Below are 18,670 nucleotides of genomic sequence, written 5' to 3' on the forward strand. Positions count from 1 at the left end.
CTGCCATGTCGTCGTCGTTGCCATCAGAAGGACTGGTGGTAGCGCATGTAGAAGAACCGTCCCGGGATTTCGTATTCCGGCCCGAAGCTGTTGGGCGACGTCACTGTGATCGGTGGATCGCGATCGAAGGCATTGTTGACGCCCAAGGTCACGCGCGCATTCCAGGGCAGGTCCATGAATGCGTTGATGTCGTTGTAGACCGCGCTGGGAATACGATTGCGTGGCTGCCAAACCGGGGCGACAACCCATGTGTCGCCCGGTCCGGCGACAAGGCCATCGACATAGCGCTCTGGATCGGAACACACCACGCGCGCTTCATTCCCCAGGCTGGTGCAGGTTTCATGCAGGCGCGAGAAGTACCGCACGTTCCAGTTGACGCCGAAATTGCCGAGCTGCCACGACAGCATCAGATTGGAGCGGATGCGCCAATTGCTGCCGGTGCCGACCTGGTTGCCGCTACCGCCGCTCTCTATGCCGCTACCGCCGATGTCCAGCCCGGAATCCGATTCCATGCGCGCCAAATACGTAGTGTCGAGGCGGATGGCCAGGCGGCCCCAGTCATGCTCGGGCAGGCGATAGCTCGCGGACAGGTCGTAGCCCTCTACCTCTACGGTGCCCAGGTTGGTGCGCAGGTTGCGGACCTCGGTGATCTGACCGAAATCGTTGCGGCTGACCAGCCGGCACATATCGTTGTTGCCGGCGCGGTAGCACTGGTTGAGCACGCTCTGTGCACCCAGCGTGGCGATGGTGTCGTCGATCTTGATTTCGAACCAATCAACCGAGAGATCCAGCCCCGGCGCCCAGGCAGGGCTGTAGACCATGCCTAGCGTGCGGGACACCGAGGTCTCCGGGCCGACTTCGGGATTGCCGCCGGCAGTGACGCTCAGCGTCGAGGCCGACTGGTCCAGACTGGCGGGCACGCCCGCGCAGCTCACTGGATTGGGCAATGGCTGTCCCTGCAGGGTGGCGGCGCATGGGTCGGTGACATTCTGCTGGTTGTTGCTGGCCTGGCCCTGGTAGAGCTCGCGGATGGACGGCGCGCGGAAGCCTTCACTCCAGTTGCCGCGCACCATCAGGCTGTCCAGCGGCTTCCAGCGGAAGCCGAACTTGCTGTTGAGCGTGTTGCCAAAGTTGCTGTAGTCCGAATAGCGCGTGGCGATGCTCAGCTCCAGCAACTGCATGCCAGGCCGGCCTTCCACCAACGGCACGGCGAACTCCAGGTAGGCCTCGTCCACGTCGTACTCGCCACGCGTGGGCTCACGTGTGTTGCCATTGGTGACCCCCGAGGCAATCAGCGCATCAGGAATGTCGTAGCCACTTTCTTCGCGCCGTTCGAGGCCGGCCGCAAAGGCCAGCGGTCCACCCGGCAGTTGCACGAGTTCGCCGGTCACGTTGGCGAACATGCTGCGCAGCTCGTATCCCAGCCGGCTGCTTTCAACGAAATCGATGTAGTCCACCATCTCCGGGGTGACGCTGCCCGCACCGCCGAGCAGGTTCAGCGGCACGCAGCCCTGGATGGCGGTGGACAGGTCGCCGGGCGTGCCGACGCATACGGCGTTGCCGCCGGCATCGAGCATGGAGGGACCCACGGCGTCGCGTATGCGCCGGTAGTCCTGCTGCCCGAGGCCAGTGTCGTGGCTACGGGTACGACCGAAGAAATAGCCTGCATCCCAATCCCAGTAGCGGCCACCGACGGTGAATGTGCCTTCCAGGGCCAGGTTGATCGCAGTGGTATCAACGTCGCGGGTGATCAGGCGTCCGCCGGCCTCGGTGATCATGCGACCGCCCCAGGGCACGTCCTGGCCAAGCGGGTTGTAGACACTGTCGGCGCTGATGGCGATGTCGCGGCCATAGGCATTGCCCAGGCCACCGAATACCACCGCGTTGACCGGCAACAACTGGTCCGTCTTGCGCTCGACGTACTGCGAAGTGAGCTTGAGCCGAAGGTTATCGGTCAGGTCGAGCGTGGCGTTGCCGAACACCGAGTTCATTTCCTGGTCGACCGACAGGTAGCGATCCGGCGCGGTGTTGTAGTTGTCGCTTGAGCGGAACGGACGGAACGGTGTGCCCGGGCCGTCATTGGTGAATGGACTGCTGCCGTTCGGTGCCAGGCTGAAGCGGCCATCGGGTGTATTGGCTACGCCACGGAACCCCGGCGTAGCGCCATACACAGGCACTGCCGAGATATCGCGATCTCCTGCGCCAACCGCGTCCTGTTCGATCCTGCTGACGCCGAGCACCGCCGAGAAGCGGTCGCGTACCGTGCCGATGGTGAAATCCATGCTGTTGCGCGCGCCGTCGCCGACATCGTACTGGCCGTGGTACGCATTGAACTCGGCGCCGTCGAAGTTCTCGCGCAGGATGATGTTGACCACGCCACCGATGGCGTCGGAGCCATAGATCGCAGATGCACCATCCTTGAGGACTTCGACGCGTTCGACGGCGGCGGTGGGTATGGAGTTGAGGTCGACATCACCGCTGAGCCCGGTGCCACCGACCCAGCGACGGCCATTGACCAGGATAAGCGTACGGGCGCTGCCCAGGTTGCGCAGGCTGACCCGGTTCTGTCCGCTGCCACCGGAGTTGATGTTGCTGTTGATGGCCGCGCCGGCGGCGGTGATGGCCTGCAGGACCTCGCCGATGGTGGTGCGTCCCTGTGCATCGATGTCTTCCCGCGACAGCGCAAGGATGGGCTGCGAGGTATCGGAGTCGGTGCGCTTGATCCGGGAGCCGACAACCTGCACGGAGTCGAGGTTGGTCGTGGCTTGCGCGGGTGCATCCTGCGCCAATGCGGCCGTGGTCGGCAAAAGGCCGACACCACCCGCCACCAGGGCGACCTGCATTGCATGGAACAAACGGTTGGGCTTCCCCATCTGAAACTTCTCCCACGGCTGTCCGGCGTCAAGCTTGAGTTGTTGGGGCCAAGCAGGGTGGCGGACCGGGGCATCGTTTCCCCTTGGCTACGGTGGATTACCGTGGGCAGGGACGCGATGCCAGAAGCCGCTATGGCCCCTCCCAGGGCCGACGGATTGCTTGGCGTATTGGTTTGCACTGTGTAATATCAAAAATCTGAAATTTAGTATTAAGGCGCACAGGATCCAGTGTCAATCTTGCAGCGCAGCACAACGGAGGATTTCCATGACGAGGCTGGACAACGAGATAGTGGTGATCACCGGTGCGGCCGGTGCCATAGGCGCGGAGACCTGTCGGCGGTTCGCCGCAGCAGGGGCCATGGTGGCTGCGTTGGACAAGGTGAAGCCGGAGTTGGGCCAAGTAGCGTTGGCATGTGACCTGGCCGATGACTGTTCCGTCGAAGCGGCCGCTGCGCATGTACGCGCGGAGCTGGGTGATCCGTCCATCGTTGTCCATGCTGCAGCCACCACGGAGTTCGCCACCACCCTGGCGTCCAGTCCGCAGGCTTTTGCCCGCGTATACGATGTCAACGTAGGGGGCGCGGTGCGGATGGTGCAGGCATTCGCACCGGCAATGATCGCCGCGGGCCGAGGCGCGGTTGCTCTCGTGTCTTCGATCAATGGCCATTTCGGTGCGCCGGGCCTGGCGGCGTACGCCAGTTCCAAGGGCGGACTCGATGCATTGACGCGCACGCTTGCGCTGGAACTGGCCCCGCACGGCGTCCGTGTCAACGCCATTGCCCCAGCTTCTGTTGATACGCCACTGTTGCGTGCCTCGTTCGCGCTCCAGGACGATCCGGAAGCAGCTCTGGCCAACAACGTCCTGCGGCATCCGCTGGGCAGGCTCGGCACGCCTGCCGACGTTGCCGCATTGCTGCTGTTCCTGTGCTCAGCTGAGGCGTCGTGGATTACCGGGGCGTGCGTGCCGATCGACGGCGGCGCGAGCATCGCCAGACGCTGATTGCATCGCCCAATGGCGTGCCGGAGTACGTGCTAGACCGCGTCTGAAAACCCATCCCCGGCCAACGCAACCAGCGTTGCCCGAAGCGCCGCAGACTCAGCACGGCCTATGGCCGCCTCGAAGCGGGCCTGCGCAACAGCCCAGAGCGCATCGGTCTCTTTCAGTTTCCGCATCCCGGCGGCGGTCAGGCACACCGTTCGACCGCGACGGTCGGCAGGGTCTGGCTTGAGCTGGATGAAGCCGTCCCGTTCCAACGGTTTGAGCGTATTGGTAAAGCCGCTGGCTTCTTTCACCAGTGCCTCGGCCAACGCACCGACAGACAGCGTGCCGCTGCGCCGCAACTGGGCCAGGATGGCGCGCTGGGTCGTCTTCAATCCGCTTGGTGCCAGCGCCTGGTCGTATATCTGGGATACGCGCCGCGAGGCTTTGCGCAGTGCCGTGCAGTGGCAGGGGGCTTCTTCCTGCCGGGGTCGTGGGTTCCTCGCCAATGCAGCGTACCTTCCTGTCCGGGGCTTGCAGACACTATAGGCATATGCTCCCATGGTAAAGCATGCATATGCATGTATATGACCGGAAGCCGCCATGCCGCTCGCTCGCATTGATCTTCGCAAAGGCAAGACTGCCGCGTATCGCCAGCAGGTCAGCCAGGTGGTGTATGACGCCATGCTCAGTGTCGGCGTCCCCAGCAACGATAGATTCCAGGTCATCCAGGAACACGATGCCGATGGCCTGGTCTACGACCCGGACTACCTGGGCATCCGACGCACCGACGACTTCATCTGCATCCAGATCACCTGGAACGAAGGCCGCAGCCTGGAGCAGAAAAAAGCCCTGTACAGCGCGATCGCCAATGGGCTGCACGATGCGGTCGGCGTGCGGCGCGAAGATGTTTTCGTCAACCTGGTCGAAGTGAAACGGGAGAACTGGTCGTTTGGCAACGGCGAAGCACAGTACGCCAGCTGATCAGCCAAGCCGCGCCCGCCATGCCAGCGGCTAGTTTTCCACCGCGCTCAAGTCCCACAGGCCCATGACCTGCGAGATGGCCGCATCCATCGCCTGGAACCGGACCCCATCCCGGGCAAGCGTGGATAGGCCGACCAGGAAGCTGTCGAAGGTGGTGGCCAGGGCGCGCGCATTGACGTCGCGCCGGAATTCGCCCGCGCTGATTGCCCGGTCAATACAGGCCTTGATGCCGGCACGCGTGCGGGCGCGCGATTGGGTGAGCGGTGTGGCGACAGCGGAAAGCTCCGGGGACGGCGCGCTCATGACACCCAGGGCCACCATGCAGCCCTTGGGATGCCCGCGCTCGCACTGCATCCGGGCCGAGCGCCTCAGCGCCAGTTCCAGCGCCTGCCTGGGCGCAAGCTTGGTATCCCACAGGCATTCGGTGACCTGTGCGTAAGTAGCCAGGTAGTGCGCCATGCACTCCCTGTACAGGGCTTCCTTGGAACCGAAGGCAGCGTAGAAGCTGGGTGCCGTGATGCCGCCGCCGATGGCGGCCTTCAGCTGGCTGAGCGACGTGGATTCATAGCCCTGTTCCCAGAACAGGTGCAGGGCGTCCTCGATTGCCGCGTCCCGGTCAAAGGTGCGGGGTCTGCCCATCTGCGCCATGGCAACCTCCTTCATTTAACATAAATACTATTCGATACATATGTTGTTGACAAGGGTGCTGGCGACTCCTACATTTATATCGAACGATACATAATTTCAGCCGGGTCATGGCTGGCGAATGCTTCCGACCCAGCCTTCCAAGCCGCCCTCATGGCGGTTTTTATTGGCCAATATATATACCGATCAGTATGTATATTGCCCGCCCATGTTCCATGACGTCCAACAACGAAGGACAGCGCGTGACTTCTTCAATCACCTCAAGCACCAACGCGACAGACGACGCGTTGCCCATTTCCGCGCTGCTGGCACTGGCGATGACCGGCTTCATCTGCATCGTCACCGAAACGCTCCCTGCTGGCCTGCTGCCGCAGATATCGGACGGCCTGGGCATCACCGCCTCGTTGGCGGGGCAGGCCGTCACTGCCTATGCGCTGGGGTCGGTGCTGGCGGCCATTCCGCTGACCATCGCCACCCAGCGCTGGCGGCGGCGAAACGTCCTGTTGCTCACGATCGTCGGCTTCCTCGTGTTCAATTCCGTCACCGCGCTTTCCACCGATTACGCGCTCACGTTGGTGGCGCGCTTCTTTGCAGGCGCGGCGGCGGGGCTGGCATGGAGCCTGCTGGCCGGTTACGCCAGGCGCATGGTGCAACCTGCGCAGCAGGGGCGGGCAATGGCCATCGCCATGGTCGGCACGCCTATCGCCCTTTCGCTGGGCGTGCCGCTGGGCACATGGCTGGGTGGCGCGGTAGGTTGGCGCAGTGCGTTCGGGGTGATGTCGGTGCTTACCGTCGTGCTGATCATCTGGGTCCTTGCCAAGGTGCCTGACTATCCCGGCAAATCCGGCCATGAGCGCATGCCCCTGCGCAAGGTGCTGACGACGCCCGGCGTCCGTCCGGTACTCGCTACGGTCATGGCGTGGATGCTGGCCCACAACATCCTCTACACCTATGTCGCCCCGTTCGCGGCCCAGGCTGGCCTGGAACATCGCGTGGACGTGGTGCTGCTGGTCTTCGGCCTGGCCGCGCTGGTCGGGATCGGCGTTACCGGAAAACTGGTGGAGCGCCACCTGCGCGGCGCCGTGCTGGCGTCCCTCGCCATCTTCCTGCTGGTGTCGGTGTTGCTGGCCTTCCTGCAGGACGTGCCAGCCGCCGTCTATGCCTGCGTGGCGGTGTGGGGCCTGACCTTTGGCGGCGCAGCCACGCTGTTGCAGACGGCACTGGCCGACAGTGCCGGCGATGGTGCCGACGTGGCGCTGTCGATGAATGTCGTGGCATGGAACAGCGTCATCGCCGGCGGTGGCATCCTCGGTGGCGTGCTGCTCGATCACTGGGGCGCGGGTTCTTTCCCCTGGGCCATGGCGGTCCTGGTGGCCATCGGCCTGTCCATCGCATGGTCCGCGCGAACCCACGGTTTCCGCCCGGGCGCCAGGTCGCGCGTGATCGGCCACTGAGTGGCACGCTCGACGAAGCGAACTCCCCTTCCGCATTCACCCCGTAAAGAAGGGAGCCGTCTTGAACGCTATTCCAGCCACGGGTTGATGACCTGCACGCCCATCGGCTCGAAATCCGACGCGTTCCGTGTCACTACCGACATCCCATGCACCAATGCGGTCGCCGCGATCAGTGCATCACTGACTGGGCGCGGTTCGGGAACATGCAGGGCCGCGCTGCGTAGTGCCACTGCAGTATCCACGGGGAGGATGCGCTCGGCGAATGCCGGTAGAACATGCTGGTCCATCCAGGCGCGAAGGATCGCGCCTTTCGGAGCATCCTTGCGTTCGGCCTGCAGGATTCCAAACTCCAGTTCCTGGATAGTGATGACGGAGACGAACAATTCCGCCGCATCGACGTTGTCGGCCCAGCGCGCTACATGTGCATCCGCCTTCCCGGAACGGACCTTGCGGAGCTCGGAAACGACGTTGGTATCCAGCAGAAGCATCTATTGAAGCCTTCTCAGGACAAATCGGCGATGCGGGGAACATCACGGGAACGGGGAATCTCAAGCTCGACTTCCCCGGCTTCCGGCATGGCCAGCAGATCTGCGATCTTCCTGCGCACCTCAGTCAGATGCCGGTATTCCGCGATGCTGAGCAGAACGTACGCGACTCGACCACGGTCTGTGATGAACACGGGCCCTTTCTCGGCTGATTTCTTGGCACGGCCGGTGTCCTGGTTGAACTCGCGACTGGTCAGGGACGTGATGGACATGGGGCACCTCCTGATTCAATGTAGCAACATTACTACATTGCTCTGGCGGTAGCAACGATCTCCGTGGCGAAGGCGGTAGAAGCCTTGCAGCACCTGCTACTGCGCAGGTGCCAGGCCCAGCAGCAGGGTCGGAATCAGTTCGGACACCGTGGGGTGGATGGGCACGGCCCAGCGCAGTTCATCGATCGGCTGGTCGGCGCTCATCATGTCGAGGATGCCGTGGATGGCTTCATCGCCGCCTGTCCCGAGGATGGCCGCGCCGAGGATGCGCTTGGTCCCGGCATCAGCGACCACTTTCATGAAGCCCTTGGTTTCGCCCTTTTCCACCGCACGCCCGACCCTGGCCATCGGGCGCTTGGAGAAGAGCAGGGGACGGCCGGTCCTGGCCGCCTCGGCCTCGGTCATCCCTACCCGGGCGAGTGGCGGATCAATGTAGAGCGCATAGCCGGGCACCCGGCTGCTGACACGCCGGTCATCGCCGTCGAACAGGTTGGCCGCCACGATCTCGAAATCGTTGTAGGCGGTATGGGTGAAGGCGCCGCGCCCATTGCAGTCGCCCAGTGCCCAGATGCCCGGGACCGTGGTCTGCAGTTGATCGTCCACCTTGATGTAGCCGCGCTCGTCATGTTCGATGCCGGCTGCATCCAGGCCCAGGTCATCGGTGTTCGGGCGTCGCCCGATCGCAATGAGTACATGGCTGCCGACGACGACGGATGCTCCTTCACCGGTGTTGATCGACACCGCAACGCCATCGTCGTGCGGCTGGAAGGCGATCCGATCCGCACCGGTACGCACCGCGATGCCCTCGTCTTCCAGGATGGTGCGTACGGCTTCCGATACATCCGGATCCTCGCGTGCGATCACCCTGTCCGCCCGTTCGATGATGGTCACCTCTGCACCGAAACGACGGTACATCTGCGCGAACTCGAGGCCGATGTAGCTGCCGCCCACCACCACCAGGTGGCGCGGCAGGGTATCGAGCGCGACGATGTCGGTGTTGGTCAGGTAGGGAACGTCGTGCAGGCCGGGCAGGTCCGGCACGCTGGCGCGGCCGCCGACGTTGATGAAGATGCGCGGCGCGGCCAGGCGCTCGCCATTGACGCTTACCGTGCCCGGTCCATCGAAGCGGGCGTGGCCGCGGATCAGCTCGACATGGGCCATGCCGGCAAGCCAGTCTTCGTTGCCCGCGCGTGAATCAACGATCACCTTGTTCGCGCGTGCCGCCACCGCGGCCATGTCCACGCTCACCTCGCCGGTGGAGAAGCCATAGTCGCCGCCTCGTCGCGCCATCTGTGCGGCATACGCGCTGGCGACCAGGGTCTTGGTGGGCTTGCATCCCGTGTTCACGCAGGTGCCACCCACCAGGTGGCGCTCGATGATCGCCACGCGCAGGCCGGCGGCATCCAGCCTGCCTGCCAGCGACGGGCCAGCCTGGCCGGCACCGATGATGATCGCGTCGAACTGGCGGGGGTTCCCTGAAGCGTCTTCGGATTGATTGCCGTGTGACATCGTGGATTCCTTGCTGTCTTCCCGTCGCAACGGGGGAGGAGGATGTGGCAGGGAGTATGGGCTGGCAGGCGCCTGCATGCGGTCAACAGACTGGCCGCAGGAAGATGGCGTCCCGGGTGAAGGGGACGCGCGATAGGCCGGGCGCAGGGAAGGGCAAGGAACTGCCACCCATCGGACGATTCGATGGCCCGATGGGTGACGGGTTCAGCCCGCGAGCAGCTTCGATCGCTGGCGTGCGTTCTTGACCGTGAGCCAGATCGCCGAGATGAGGAAGTAGGCCGCGCCAACGCCGGCATAAGGTGCAACCGTGGTCACATCCAGCGGCATGCCACTGCCGGCCCGTTGGAAGAAGATGGCGCCCGCGGCTGCGGACTGCGCGCCGCTGAGGATCATCACCCATTGGCCGCCAGAGGTCTTCCAGCGCCGCACGGCGGTGGCCAGCTGCAGTACGCCGGCGAAGATGGCCCACGCGCCGAATACCTGGATCGTGGCGGGCATGCTGATGGTGAGCGCCCAGCCGATGGCGATGGCGGTGATGGCGCTGACGATGAAGTTGAGCATCTGCGGCGGATTGGACCCCAGGCCGCCGTTTTTCCGAGCATCAAGATAATTGGCGAACGCATCCCAGGCCGGGTAGAGGACCAGCAGCACTGCGCCGATGGCCGGGTCGTGCTTGCCCACCACGACGGCGAGGGCGATCCAGATGATCGACACGCCGGCGCGCAGGAAATAATAGGTTTGCAGCCACTGGTTCGACGAGCGATCCGGGGCGGGGTTGGCGGCTTGCATGACAGTTCTCCAGGTTGGTGGGTAATTCCCATCAGAAGGCGGCACGATTGCTACCAACTAGTAGGTTTATATTGGTGACGAAAGCTTCCGTGGCGGCGGTAGGGAAGATGTCCGCGTCATTCCGTTGCACCGAGGGAGCAAACACCCGAACGGACGGTCGCTCTGAGTCGGCGAGCCGATAGTGACCTACTAGTAGGTAGACTGTCAATCTGCTATGTTGAAGTTCATCGCTGCTGTGGCGGCGTCGTTCAATTCATATTTACCTTCTGGAAGGTAGTCGAGGGCATCGTGAGTGACACTGCGACCAAGCTGATCAACGAAGCCGCGCGGTTGATCGTAGACAGGGGATACAACGGATTCAGCTATGCCGACCTGGCTGAATGCGTTGGCATCCGCAAGCCGAGCATCCACCATCATTTTCCTTCCAAGGTGGACCTGGTGGTTGCGGTGGTGGAGCGTCAGCGGGCCTCCATCCGGGCCCGCATCGACGCGCTGGAGAATGGCGCGTCGGATGCCATGACCCAGTTGCTCGCCTATGTCGAGTACTGGACGCGCTGCATTGATGACCAGTCGGCCTCGTTCTGCCTCGCCGGCGTGCTCGCGGTTGAATTGCCCGGTTTGCCGCCCGCAGTGGGCGCGGCGGTGCGCGGACACTTCAATGACCTGGGCAAGTGGCTGGAACGGCTGATGGTCCTGGGGCGTGAGCAGGGCACCATCAAGCTGGAGTTGGAACCGAAGATGTCCTCGCAGTTCTTCCAGACGTCCATTTACGGTGCGATGGTGATGGCCAGGGCTTATGGCGATCCTGGCAAGTTCAACGCGGTCACCGACACGTTCCTGGCACGGATGCGAACGGACGGCCAGGACTGATCCACCCGGAGTGGAGAGCGGCTGCGCTGGGTCGCATCAAAAAGCCTCTGCCCGCAACCGAACCTCCAGCATCTTCATCACGCTCAACACCGTAGCGAAGTTCAGTGGCTGCCTGCTGTTCAACTGTTGGCGCAGGGTCTCGCAGCTCAGGCTGCGCTTCCCTCCCGGCACGCCGATCCCCCGCATCTCCGCGATGAGCAGCAGCGCTCTCACAATGTCGTCTGCATCGGCGTCGCGCAGGCAGAGCCGCGCATCCAGCGCCGCCTCCATTTCGGCTGCACGATCAGGCGACTGCATGGGCAGGCCTGCCTTGCCGTTGGCCCGGATCACAGCCCACCGCCCAGATCATGCGACGACCTGGCCAGCGCCCGTCCGGCCACGATCAACCCTTCCACCAGATGATCGCTGAGCATTGCGTCGATGTCGCCGTCGCGCTGCCCGATATGCGCGGCGTGCAGCAGCTCCAGGATCGCATCCAATCCCTGCAGCGTACGAACCGGCACGCAAGCCGTCTCTTCAACGGCAGGGCGCGTCCATGACCCGCTGCTCTCGTACTCGATACTCTCGCCAGCTTCCATCGACAACTTCGACAGACGCGCAGCCGCGGGATGGTCCTTGTCGTACTGCTCCAGCTTCCGCTCCAGCTTCTCGATGAAGCAGGGCGGCAGATCATGGATGGCGTCGCCGAGCAGGGCACGCAGGCGGGCAGAGCTGAGAGGGTATTGGGACATCGATGGACCTCGCATGGCGTGAGGCCACCTGCGCCGAAGCGCGAGGTGGCGGGCGATGCGGGTTGGCATACCGGTTGAAGCCAGCAAAAGAATCCGGCGGATCAGGGATCCCCACACATCGCCCGCCGTATGACCGACAGGCGATGCAGTGCATTCTCCGCCGTGCCCAAAGGGCAAAACAGAGTCCAAATGCTAACTTCAAGTCAGGATGCCAATCCCGGCGGGTGCTCTACGTCACCAGCGCGATCATCGTGCGTGGAGCCAAGTGCCTGCGTCCATGAGGAAAATTGTGGATTCGTCGGAAATCAGCAGGTTGTTGCCGACTCAACAGTGGTCCTGGATCACGCGGATGTTCCATCCAGATGGAACTCAAAAAAGCCCGCGCATTGCCTCCAGTACCCATCAGAAAACGACAGCGATCAGCGGTAGAGCGGGTCCATGACCCGCTGCTTTTGCCTGTGTGACGGGCATGGCCCGTCACTACCTGCCCTGGAAATGCCGGGTAACCCATCGCTCGCAGACTGCCCACAACGCCGGTGCGCCGGCCTGGATGACAGGGCCATATCGGGAAAACACCTGTTCCAGCGAGACGTTGTTTTCTGTCCACGTCCCGCCTTCGGTAAAGATGTTCACCAGCAAGGGCTGGAAGCGATCAAGCGCCTTGGCGAACTTTGCATCTGCCGTCTGCGCCTGTTCGAACTCCTGCCAGAGTGCGAGGAACGTGTCGCATTGCGGTTGCGGCAACAGCCCGAACAGCCGTCCCGCTGCAATGGACTCCTGCTCGGCCTGCACTTCGACGGAGGTGCCGCCATGGATGGGAAGGTCGCCGACATCAATCTCGACGATGTCATGCAGCAGGAGCATCTTGATCACCCGCGCAGCATCCACCGTTTCGCAGGCATGCTCAGCGAGGACCACGGCGTACATCGCCAGGTGCCAGGAGTGCTCGGCGGAGTTCTCCTTCCTGCTGCGATCCAGCAGCGGGGATTGCCGTATGACGGACTTCAACTGGTCGATTTCCCGCAGGAACGCCAGTTGTTTTTCCAGTGTGTTTGTCTGCATGGCCTGCATTTTTCGGATCCGGCTTGTGCCTAGCGTACGGGGGCCGTGGGCAATTCGGCCAATGCCCGCTCAAGCAGTTGCTGGTGGCCATCGGATCCGTCTACCGGCAACAAGGTGCGCTTGGCGATCATCCAACGACCTGCCTGGCGCACCAGCTCCCAGCGGTTCACCACCGCACGGTGTATCCGGTAGCCGAGGGACGTGCCATGGTTGGGCAGCTCGCGTGGGGAGGCCGCATGGTCAAGATGCACGATCAGCAGATAGGACGTCGCGGTGGCGGTATCGCCGTGGAGATGGACCAGCGGCAAACCGACGAAATGCGCCAGGCCGGCCTGGATCGCCTCATGATGCTCAGGCCTCTGTATGAAGGCGGCGATATCGGCTGCGCCCTTGGCGCCATCCAGCGTCGGGCCACGGTCAAACACGCCATCCTCGAGATATACCGATCGCGTGTATCCCGCCGCGCCGGTATCCGCACTGGGAGGATGCGCCGCCAACAGGTCATGGATGGCGAGCTTGTCTTCGATGGCACGCAGCCTGTTATCCAGTTCAAGCAGGTTGACTGAGTTCATGGGCAGATCCCTTGATCTTTTGAAGGGGAGGGGGAATCTATATATACCTACTAGTTGATAGATTCGATGCGCGACCGAATGGTTGCCGGCACTGACCCAGCCGTCAGGCGTTTGGCGTCAGGCGCTTGATCGCCTCTTTGACAAGCGATTCGAAGGTGCGCGGATCACCGAAACCTCGTGCCGCCAGCATCGCGCCGTGCACCGAGGACATGAAGACCTTGGCTTCGATCTGAGGGCTGCCCTGCAGACGGAACTGTCCCTTGGCCACCCCCCGTTCCATGGTGGAGGTGAGCCACGCCGTCAGGTCTTCGAAATGTCCAGTCACCTCGACGGCGACTTCGGCGGGAATGGTCGGCAGCTCAGCGGCCAGCATCGCACCGATGCAGAACGAGGAGGTTCCGCCCAGGATGCAGGTAGACCAGTAGTCCGCGTACGCCGTCAGTTCCGCCAGTGGATCATCAAGCTGCCGTTCCAGCAGGGCCAGCCCCTCGCGTGCTTCCGAGCGATACCGTGCGACCACCTCGCGCACCAGGTCAGCCTTGGTGGGGAAATGGTGATGGATGCTCGCCTTGCTGATATGCACATGCGCGGAAATGTCGGCATAGCTGAAGCTGTTGTAGCCACCCGCTTCCAGCAGCGAGCGGGTGTGCGCCACGATTTCAGCAGCCTTCGGAGAAAGCTCTGCGTACATAGGGAGGTACCGCCAAGACTATATCGGCGCGAATCTACCAGTTGGTAGGTTTCGGGTCAAGAATCGCGCGACGCCAAGGTTTCCGGGTCAGTCAGGGTCACGTTCGCTCGAAGATGGCCGCAATGCCTTGGCCACCGCCAATGCACATGGTCGCCAGGCCATAGCGCCCGCCCGTGCGCTGCAGTTCATGTATCAGCTTGACGGTGATGATCGCACCGGTTGCACCGACCGGATGGCCCAGTGCGATGCCGCTGCCATTCGGGTTCACCTTCGCCGGATCCAGCCCCAGTCCGGTGGATACGGCGCAGGCCTGGGCAGCGAAGGCTTCGTTGGATTCAATCACGTCCAGGTCATTGATCGACAGCCCTGCACGGGCAAGTGCTGCCCGCGTGGCCGGGATGGGTCCCAGGCCCATGTACAACGGGTCCACGCCGGCGTGTGCATAGCTGACCAGCCGGGCCAGCGGCCGAAGACCATGCCGGGTGACCGCCTCGCCAGTGGCCAGTACCACGGAGGCAGCGCCGTCATTTATTCCCGACGCATTGCCCGCCGTCACCGTACCACCGGACTTGAACGCCGGACGCAGTGCAGCCAGATCGTCCGGCGAGACGAGCGGGCGAACATGTTCATCGGCCCTGAACTCGATCTCTTTGCCAGGCCGGCCCACCTTGACCGGCACGATCTGCGTATCGAAGCGCCCTTCGGCCATGGCGGCCGCGGCACGCCGATGGCTTTCAATCGCGAGCCTGTCCTGGCACGCGCGATCAATGGCGTGGCGTTCGGCGATGTTCTCCGCTGTGACGCCCATCAGTACCTGGTTGAAGGGATCGCTCAACGCTCCACTGAGAACATCCAGCAGGGATGAATCCCCCAGCTTCCGGCCCCATCGATGGCCTGGCACCTGGAATGGCGCACGGCTCATCGACTCCGCCCCGCCAGCCAGCGCCGCCACGCAGTCGCCCAGCAGCAACGACTGCGCTGCCGAGACGATGGCCTGTAACCCCGAGCCGCACAGGCGATTGACCGTCAAGGCTGGCGTTTCGATCGGAAGACCGGACTCGATGCCGATCACGCGCGCCAGATAGGCATCACGTGGCTGGCTTGGGATGACCTGCCCGTAGACGGCGTGGCCGATGTCTTCCACGGGAATTCCGGCGCGTGCAATGGCTTCCCTGGCCGTCGCCACGCCCAGGTCCGATGGCGGCGTGTCCTTGAGGGCGCCGCCGAATGTGCCGATGGCGGTGCGCACGCCGGAAACGATGTATACGTCGGTCATGTCGTCGATCCTGTGTCGTGGACGTATCCGGGGGAGCGCAGGTGGCTCAGGTGCCTACGGTCCCGGTGGCTTCAAAGCCGGCTTTTGACAGTTCGTGCCGGGCCTGGGTGAAGCCTTCGCCGGGAATGGTCTCGGCGCTGCGGTCGGTGACATCGGCCCAGCGGGCAAGGATGTCTTCGGCTGCCGTTGCTCCTTCCTCGACGTGGATGCCGCGGGTCAACGTGATGTTCGCGACCTCAAAACCACCGGCGCCGGCGCAGAGGGTCACGCGGGTTGGCGCATCGTCGGCGACCAGCGCCAGCACGGCCGGACTCACCAGTTCGGGGCGCAGCATGTCCAGCTGTTCCTCCGGCAGGATCCCTTCCATCATCTGCGTCGCTGCCGTGGGCGCGATGCAGTTCACGCGAATGCCGTACTTGTGGCCTTCCAGTGCCAGGGTCTGCATGAAGCCGACCAGTGCCATCTTCGCCGCGCCGTAGTTCGACTGCCCGAAGTTGCCATACAGGCCGGAACTGGAGGTGGTCATGACGATGCGGCCATGGCCCTGGGCGCGCATGGTGTCCCAGACCGCCTTGGTGCAATGGACCGCGCCCATCAGGTGCACGTCCACGACCAGGCGGAAGTCGTCCAGTTCCATCTTGGCGAAGCTCTTGTCGCGCAGGATCCCGGCATTGTTCACCAGCATATCGATGCGGCCCCAGGCGGCGAGGGTGTCGGCAACCATTGCCTGCACCGAGGCCACGTCGGTCACCGATCCGCGGAAGGCGCGTGCCTGGCCGCCGGCTGCGAGGATTTCCGCCACCACCGTGTCCGCGCCCTCGCCCAGATCGTTTACCACCACCCTGGCCCCGCGCTGGGCGAGCAGCAGGGCATGCGCCCGGCCCAGGCCGCCGCCGGCTCCCGTCACGATCGCTACGCGACCGGTCAAATCGATCATTGCCGCCTCCTCGTCTTGCGGATACCGGCCTGTGCCGGCTGGGTTGCCGGGCCGATCCATCTGACAGGCGGCCCGGGCGGGGCGAAGCCTAGCACCGAGCAACTTATTCATTCAAGCGAGAATGAATGTTGACTGTGGGCTGCAGGAGTGCCACATTGCGGCGCATGCGCCGAACCTTCGGTGCATTGAAGCGGTGCATTCAAACGATTCTTGGGAGGGAGTCATGAAGGCTGGAATTTTCTTGAGGCGGCGAACGCTCGCCACGCGCATTGCCATGTTGCTGCTGCCGGCGTCGGGGGCGGCCATGGCCCAATCTGCGGATGCCACCATCGCGGACAGGGCACAGGCAAAGGAACTGGATACCGTTGTGGTCACCGCGACGCGCCGGGCCGAACCCCTGAAGGACGTGCCGATCAGCATCACGGCGGTGTCCCAGGAGGAGCTGGACGCGAAAGGTATCGTCGGCTATGAAGGAATGGCCCAGGTGACCCCCGGGGTCGTGTTGAACCGTGCCAGTGCCAACTTCAACAACTTCACCGCGCGCGGCATCGCCACCAACGGCTACAACGCCAACCTGCAGAGTACGGTGGCCGTCTATATCGACGAACTGCCGATCTCGGCCAATGGCAACTCCACCGTCCTCGACCCGAGCCTGTTCGACGTGGAGCGTGTCGAGTTCCTGCGCGGGCCGCAGGGCACGCTGTTCGGCTCGGGATCGCTGGCAGGTGCGCTGCGCATCCTGACCCATGCGCCCAATCCGGATGCTTTCGAAGCCTCGTTCCTGGCCGACGTCGGCGTGGCAGGTTCGGACGCGTTGCGCCAGCGCTACAACGCGATGGTGAACCTTCCCTTGGCCAAGGACACCCTGGCGCTGCGCGTGGTTGCTTTCTCGCGCGACGAGGAAGGGTATATCGACAACCTTGGCACCGGCACCAGGAACGCCAACAAGCTGGAAAGCTTGGGTGGTCGTGCGACGCTGCTGTGGCAACCGAATGAAGACCTGTCGGCGCAGTTCCGTGTTTCGCGCGAAGAGAGCAAGCCGGAGGACTCCTCGCTGGTCAATCCCGCGCTGGGCAAGGACAAGCGATATTCCGACCGGCCGGACATGTTCTCCGGCACGATGACGAACTACAACCTCACCGTGGGCTACCAGTTCGACGGTGCGAAGCTGACCAGTTCCTCGACATGGTCGGATTACGAGTCGCTGTTCAACGTCGACCTGGCTGGCACCTACAACCAGGCCTTCGCCTTCGGGCTGGATGGGCCCGGAGAGAACAGGACGTTCGTGCAGGAGATGCGCCTGGTCTCTGACACCGATGGTCCGCTTGACTGGGTGTTGGGCGGGTTCTACCTGAAGCGCGACCGTGATGTGTATTTCGGCTATCGCTCCAATGAGGAATATCTCGCGGCAAGTGGCATCACGGGCTTGCCGGACGAGTATTACCTGAAGTACCACACCTACGATTACACCAAAGAGCAGGCGCTGTTCGGCCAGCTGACCTACCACTTCTCTGATGATTTCTGGGCCACCGCGGGCATGCGCTATGGAAGCATCCAGGCGCAGGGATTCACCCGTGAGGGAGGCTACAGCAGCGATTACTTGAACCTGGCCTATCTGTGCAGCTTCTACAGTGTCTGCGGTTCGCCGGTGACCATCACCCCGGTGGCCGCTGCCGTGGGGGCCAAGGCGCGGGAAACAGGACCCTCCTGGAGGTTCAGTGCGTCCTGGCGGCCGACGCCATCGGTGACCACTTACGCCGCAGTTGCGACCGGCTTCCGCGCACCGGTAGTGAATGCACGGGCGGGCGCCACCAGCACCATCGATCCGGATGATCTGACCATTCCCTATGGCGCGGAATCCGACAAGTTGATCAGCTACGAGCTGGGCATGAAGGGGCGCTGGCTGCAGGGACGGCTGGCGGCCAACCTGGCGCTGTACTACATCGACTGGAAGGACATCCAGGTCCAGGCAAACCGGGTGTCCGATTCAGTGCAGTTCGCTACCAATATCGGCGGTGCCTACAGTCGTGGCCTGGAATTCGAGCTGATGGCCATGCCGAACATGGACTGGACGTTCACCTTGAACGGATCGTTCAACAAGGCAAAGGTGGACTCGCTGACGACCGAAGAGGCTGCCTTCTCCGGCGCGGTGATGGGTGCGAGGTTGGCAGGGCCGGAGTTCAATGCCTCGTTGACGGCCAATTACGCGTTCGACCTGCCGCGCAACGCGCTGGGCAATGCGTCGCTGGCGGTGGTGTATGTAGGCGACTATCCCGGCTCGTTCCCGAATGTGCCGGGCAAGCCCGGCACGGTCAGCCCGACCTATGACTGGACTGACGCCTACACCGTCGTGAACGCAAACGTCTCGGCTGAGTTCGGGAAATACACGGTGGGTCTCTACGCAGAGAACCTGTTCGATGACAGGTCAATCAACTACGTCCATCCGGAAGCGTTCCTCGATGGCCGGTATGGCGTGGTACGCCCCCGTACATGGGGCGTGCGCGTGGGCTACAGGTTCTGACGCTGCGCGCGTCGTTGCGG

Annotated in this window: 19 protein-coding genes; 5 read left to right on the top strand and 14 right to left on the bottom strand. The window is 63.3% G+C overall.

Features of this window, described 5'->3' with window-relative positions:
- Positions 1 to 23: 23 nt before the first annotated feature.
- Positions 24 to 2,873, bottom strand: coding sequence for a TonB-dependent receptor plug domain-containing protein (locus tag H4O11_RS06335; protein ID WP_182338555.1), 2,850 nt, complete (start codon positions 2,871 to 2,873; stop codon positions 24 to 26).
- Between the two features lie 265 nt (positions 2,874 to 3,138).
- Here H4O11_RS06335 and H4O11_RS06340 point away from each other — a divergent pair, with 265 nt between their 5' ends.
- Positions 3,139 to 3,873 carry an SDR family NAD(P)-dependent oxidoreductase gene (locus H4O11_RS06340; protein ID WP_182338556.1) on the top strand — a complete coding sequence of 245 codons (735 nt, stop codon included), beginning with the start codon at positions 3,139 to 3,141 and terminating at the stop codon, positions 3,871 to 3,873.
- 32 nt (positions 3,874 to 3,905) lie between these two features.
- Here H4O11_RS06340 and H4O11_RS06345 read toward each other — a convergent pair whose 3' ends face one another.
- The gene (locus tag H4O11_RS06345; RefSeq protein WP_220466633.1) at positions 3,906 to 4,247 is read right to left on the bottom strand and encodes a MarR family winged helix-turn-helix transcriptional regulator; all 342 of its coding nucleotides are present in this window, start codon (positions 4,245 to 4,247) and stop codon (positions 3,906 to 3,908) included.
- 208 nt (positions 4,248 to 4,455) lie between these two features.
- Between H4O11_RS06345 and H4O11_RS06350 the strand changes: the two genes are divergently transcribed.
- The gene (locus tag H4O11_RS06350; protein ID WP_182338558.1) at positions 4,456 to 4,836 is read left to right on the top strand and encodes a tautomerase family protein; all 381 of its coding nucleotides are present in this window, start codon (positions 4,456 to 4,458) and stop codon (positions 4,834 to 4,836) included.
- Positions 4,837 to 4,866: 30 nt separating this feature from the next.
- Here H4O11_RS06350 and H4O11_RS06355 read toward each other — a convergent pair whose 3' ends face one another.
- Positions 4,867 to 5,484 (bottom strand): TetR/AcrR family transcriptional regulator, encoded by a 618-nt coding sequence (locus tag H4O11_RS06355; protein WP_182338559.1) that lies wholly within the window; start codon positions 5,482 to 5,484, stop codon positions 4,867 to 4,869.
- Between the two features lie 314 nt (positions 5,485 to 5,798).
- Between H4O11_RS06355 and H4O11_RS06360 the strand changes: the two genes are divergently transcribed.
- The gene (locus H4O11_RS06360) at positions 5,799 to 6,935 is read left to right on the top strand and encodes an MFS transporter (protein WP_220466642.1); all 1,137 of its coding nucleotides are present in this window, start codon (positions 5,799 to 5,801) and stop codon (positions 6,933 to 6,935) included.
- A gap of 68 nt (positions 6,936 to 7,003) precedes the next feature.
- Here H4O11_RS06360 and H4O11_RS06365 read toward each other — a convergent pair whose 3' ends face one another.
- The 4 genes from H4O11_RS06365 to H4O11_RS06380 form a co-directional block, all read right to left on the bottom strand.
- Positions 7,004 to 7,423 (bottom strand): type II toxin-antitoxin system VapC family toxin, encoded by a 420-nt coding sequence (locus H4O11_RS06365; protein ID WP_182338561.1) that lies wholly within the window; start codon positions 7,421 to 7,423, stop codon positions 7,004 to 7,006.
- 14 nt (positions 7,424 to 7,437) lie between these two features.
- Positions 7,438 to 7,692: a type II toxin-antitoxin system prevent-host-death family antitoxin gene (locus H4O11_RS06370; RefSeq protein WP_182338562.1), complete on the bottom strand. Its 255-nt coding sequence runs from the start codon at positions 7,690 to 7,692 to the stop codon at positions 7,438 to 7,440.
- A gap of 96 nt (positions 7,693 to 7,788) precedes the next feature.
- Complete coding sequence (locus tag H4O11_RS06375) at positions 7,789 to 9,201, bottom strand: FAD-containing oxidoreductase (protein WP_182338563.1); 1,413 nt, start codon at positions 9,199 to 9,201, stop codon at positions 7,789 to 7,791.
- Between the two features lie 204 nt (positions 9,202 to 9,405).
- Positions 9,406 to 9,990, bottom strand: coding sequence for a DUF308 domain-containing protein (locus tag H4O11_RS06380; protein WP_182338564.1), 585 nt, complete (start codon positions 9,988 to 9,990; stop codon positions 9,406 to 9,408).
- 288 nt (positions 9,991 to 10,278) lie between these two features.
- On the opposite strand from H4O11_RS06380, the gene H4O11_RS06385 reads away from it, so the two are divergent.
- Positions 10,279 to 10,860 (top strand): TetR family transcriptional regulator, encoded by a 582-nt coding sequence (locus H4O11_RS06385; RefSeq protein WP_182338565.1) that lies wholly within the window; start codon positions 10,279 to 10,281, stop codon positions 10,858 to 10,860.
- 36 nt (positions 10,861 to 10,896) lie between these two features.
- On the opposite strand, the gene H4O11_RS06390 is transcribed toward H4O11_RS06385, so the two are convergent.
- The 7 genes from H4O11_RS06390 to H4O11_RS06420 form a co-directional block, all read right to left on the bottom strand.
- Entirely contained in the window at positions 10,897 to 11,157 is a 261-nt protein-coding gene (locus H4O11_RS06390; protein ID WP_182338566.1) for a helix-turn-helix domain-containing protein, read from the bottom strand.
- A gap of 29 nt (positions 11,158 to 11,186) precedes the next feature.
- Entirely contained in the window at positions 11,187 to 11,591 is a 405-nt protein-coding gene (locus H4O11_RS06395) for a hypothetical protein (RefSeq protein ID WP_182338567.1), read from the bottom strand.
- 480 nt (positions 11,592 to 12,071) lie between these two features.
- Positions 12,072 to 12,653, bottom strand: a complete 582-nt coding sequence (locus tag H4O11_RS06400) for an HD domain-containing protein (protein ID WP_182338568.1) — start codon at positions 12,651 to 12,653, stop codon at positions 12,072 to 12,074.
- Between the two features lie 29 nt (positions 12,654 to 12,682).
- Positions 12,683 to 13,225 (bottom strand): nuclear transport factor 2 family protein, encoded by a 543-nt coding sequence (locus H4O11_RS06405; protein WP_182338569.1) that lies wholly within the window; start codon positions 13,223 to 13,225, stop codon positions 12,683 to 12,685.
- A gap of 103 nt (positions 13,226 to 13,328) precedes the next feature.
- Complete coding sequence (locus H4O11_RS06410; protein ID WP_182338570.1) at positions 13,329 to 13,916, bottom strand: TetR/AcrR family transcriptional regulator; 588 nt, start codon at positions 13,914 to 13,916, stop codon at positions 13,329 to 13,331.
- A gap of 97 nt (positions 13,917 to 14,013) precedes the next feature.
- Positions 14,014 to 15,192, bottom strand: coding sequence for a beta-ketothiolase BktB (bktB, locus tag H4O11_RS06415; RefSeq protein ID WP_182338571.1), 1,179 nt, complete (start codon positions 15,190 to 15,192; stop codon positions 14,014 to 14,016).
- A gap of 46 nt (positions 15,193 to 15,238) precedes the next feature.
- A complete protein-coding gene (locus H4O11_RS06420) occupies positions 15,239 to 16,129 on the bottom strand; it encodes an SDR family NAD(P)-dependent oxidoreductase (RefSeq protein WP_182338572.1) in 891 nt (296 codons plus the stop codon).
- 304 nt (positions 16,130 to 16,433) lie between these two features.
- Between H4O11_RS06420 and H4O11_RS06425 the strand changes: the two genes are divergently transcribed.
- On the top strand, positions 16,434 to 18,650 hold the full coding sequence (locus H4O11_RS06425; RefSeq protein ID WP_246333323.1) for a TonB-dependent receptor: 2,217 nt from the start codon (positions 16,434 to 16,436) through the stop codon (positions 18,648 to 18,650).
- Positions 18,651 to 18,670: the final 20 nt, after the last annotated feature.

The sequence above is a fragment of the Stenotrophomonas tumulicola genome (assembly GCF_014117215.1).
Lineage (GTDB): Bacteria > Pseudomonadota > Gammaproteobacteria > Xanthomonadales > Xanthomonadaceae > Stenotrophomonas > Stenotrophomonas tumulicola.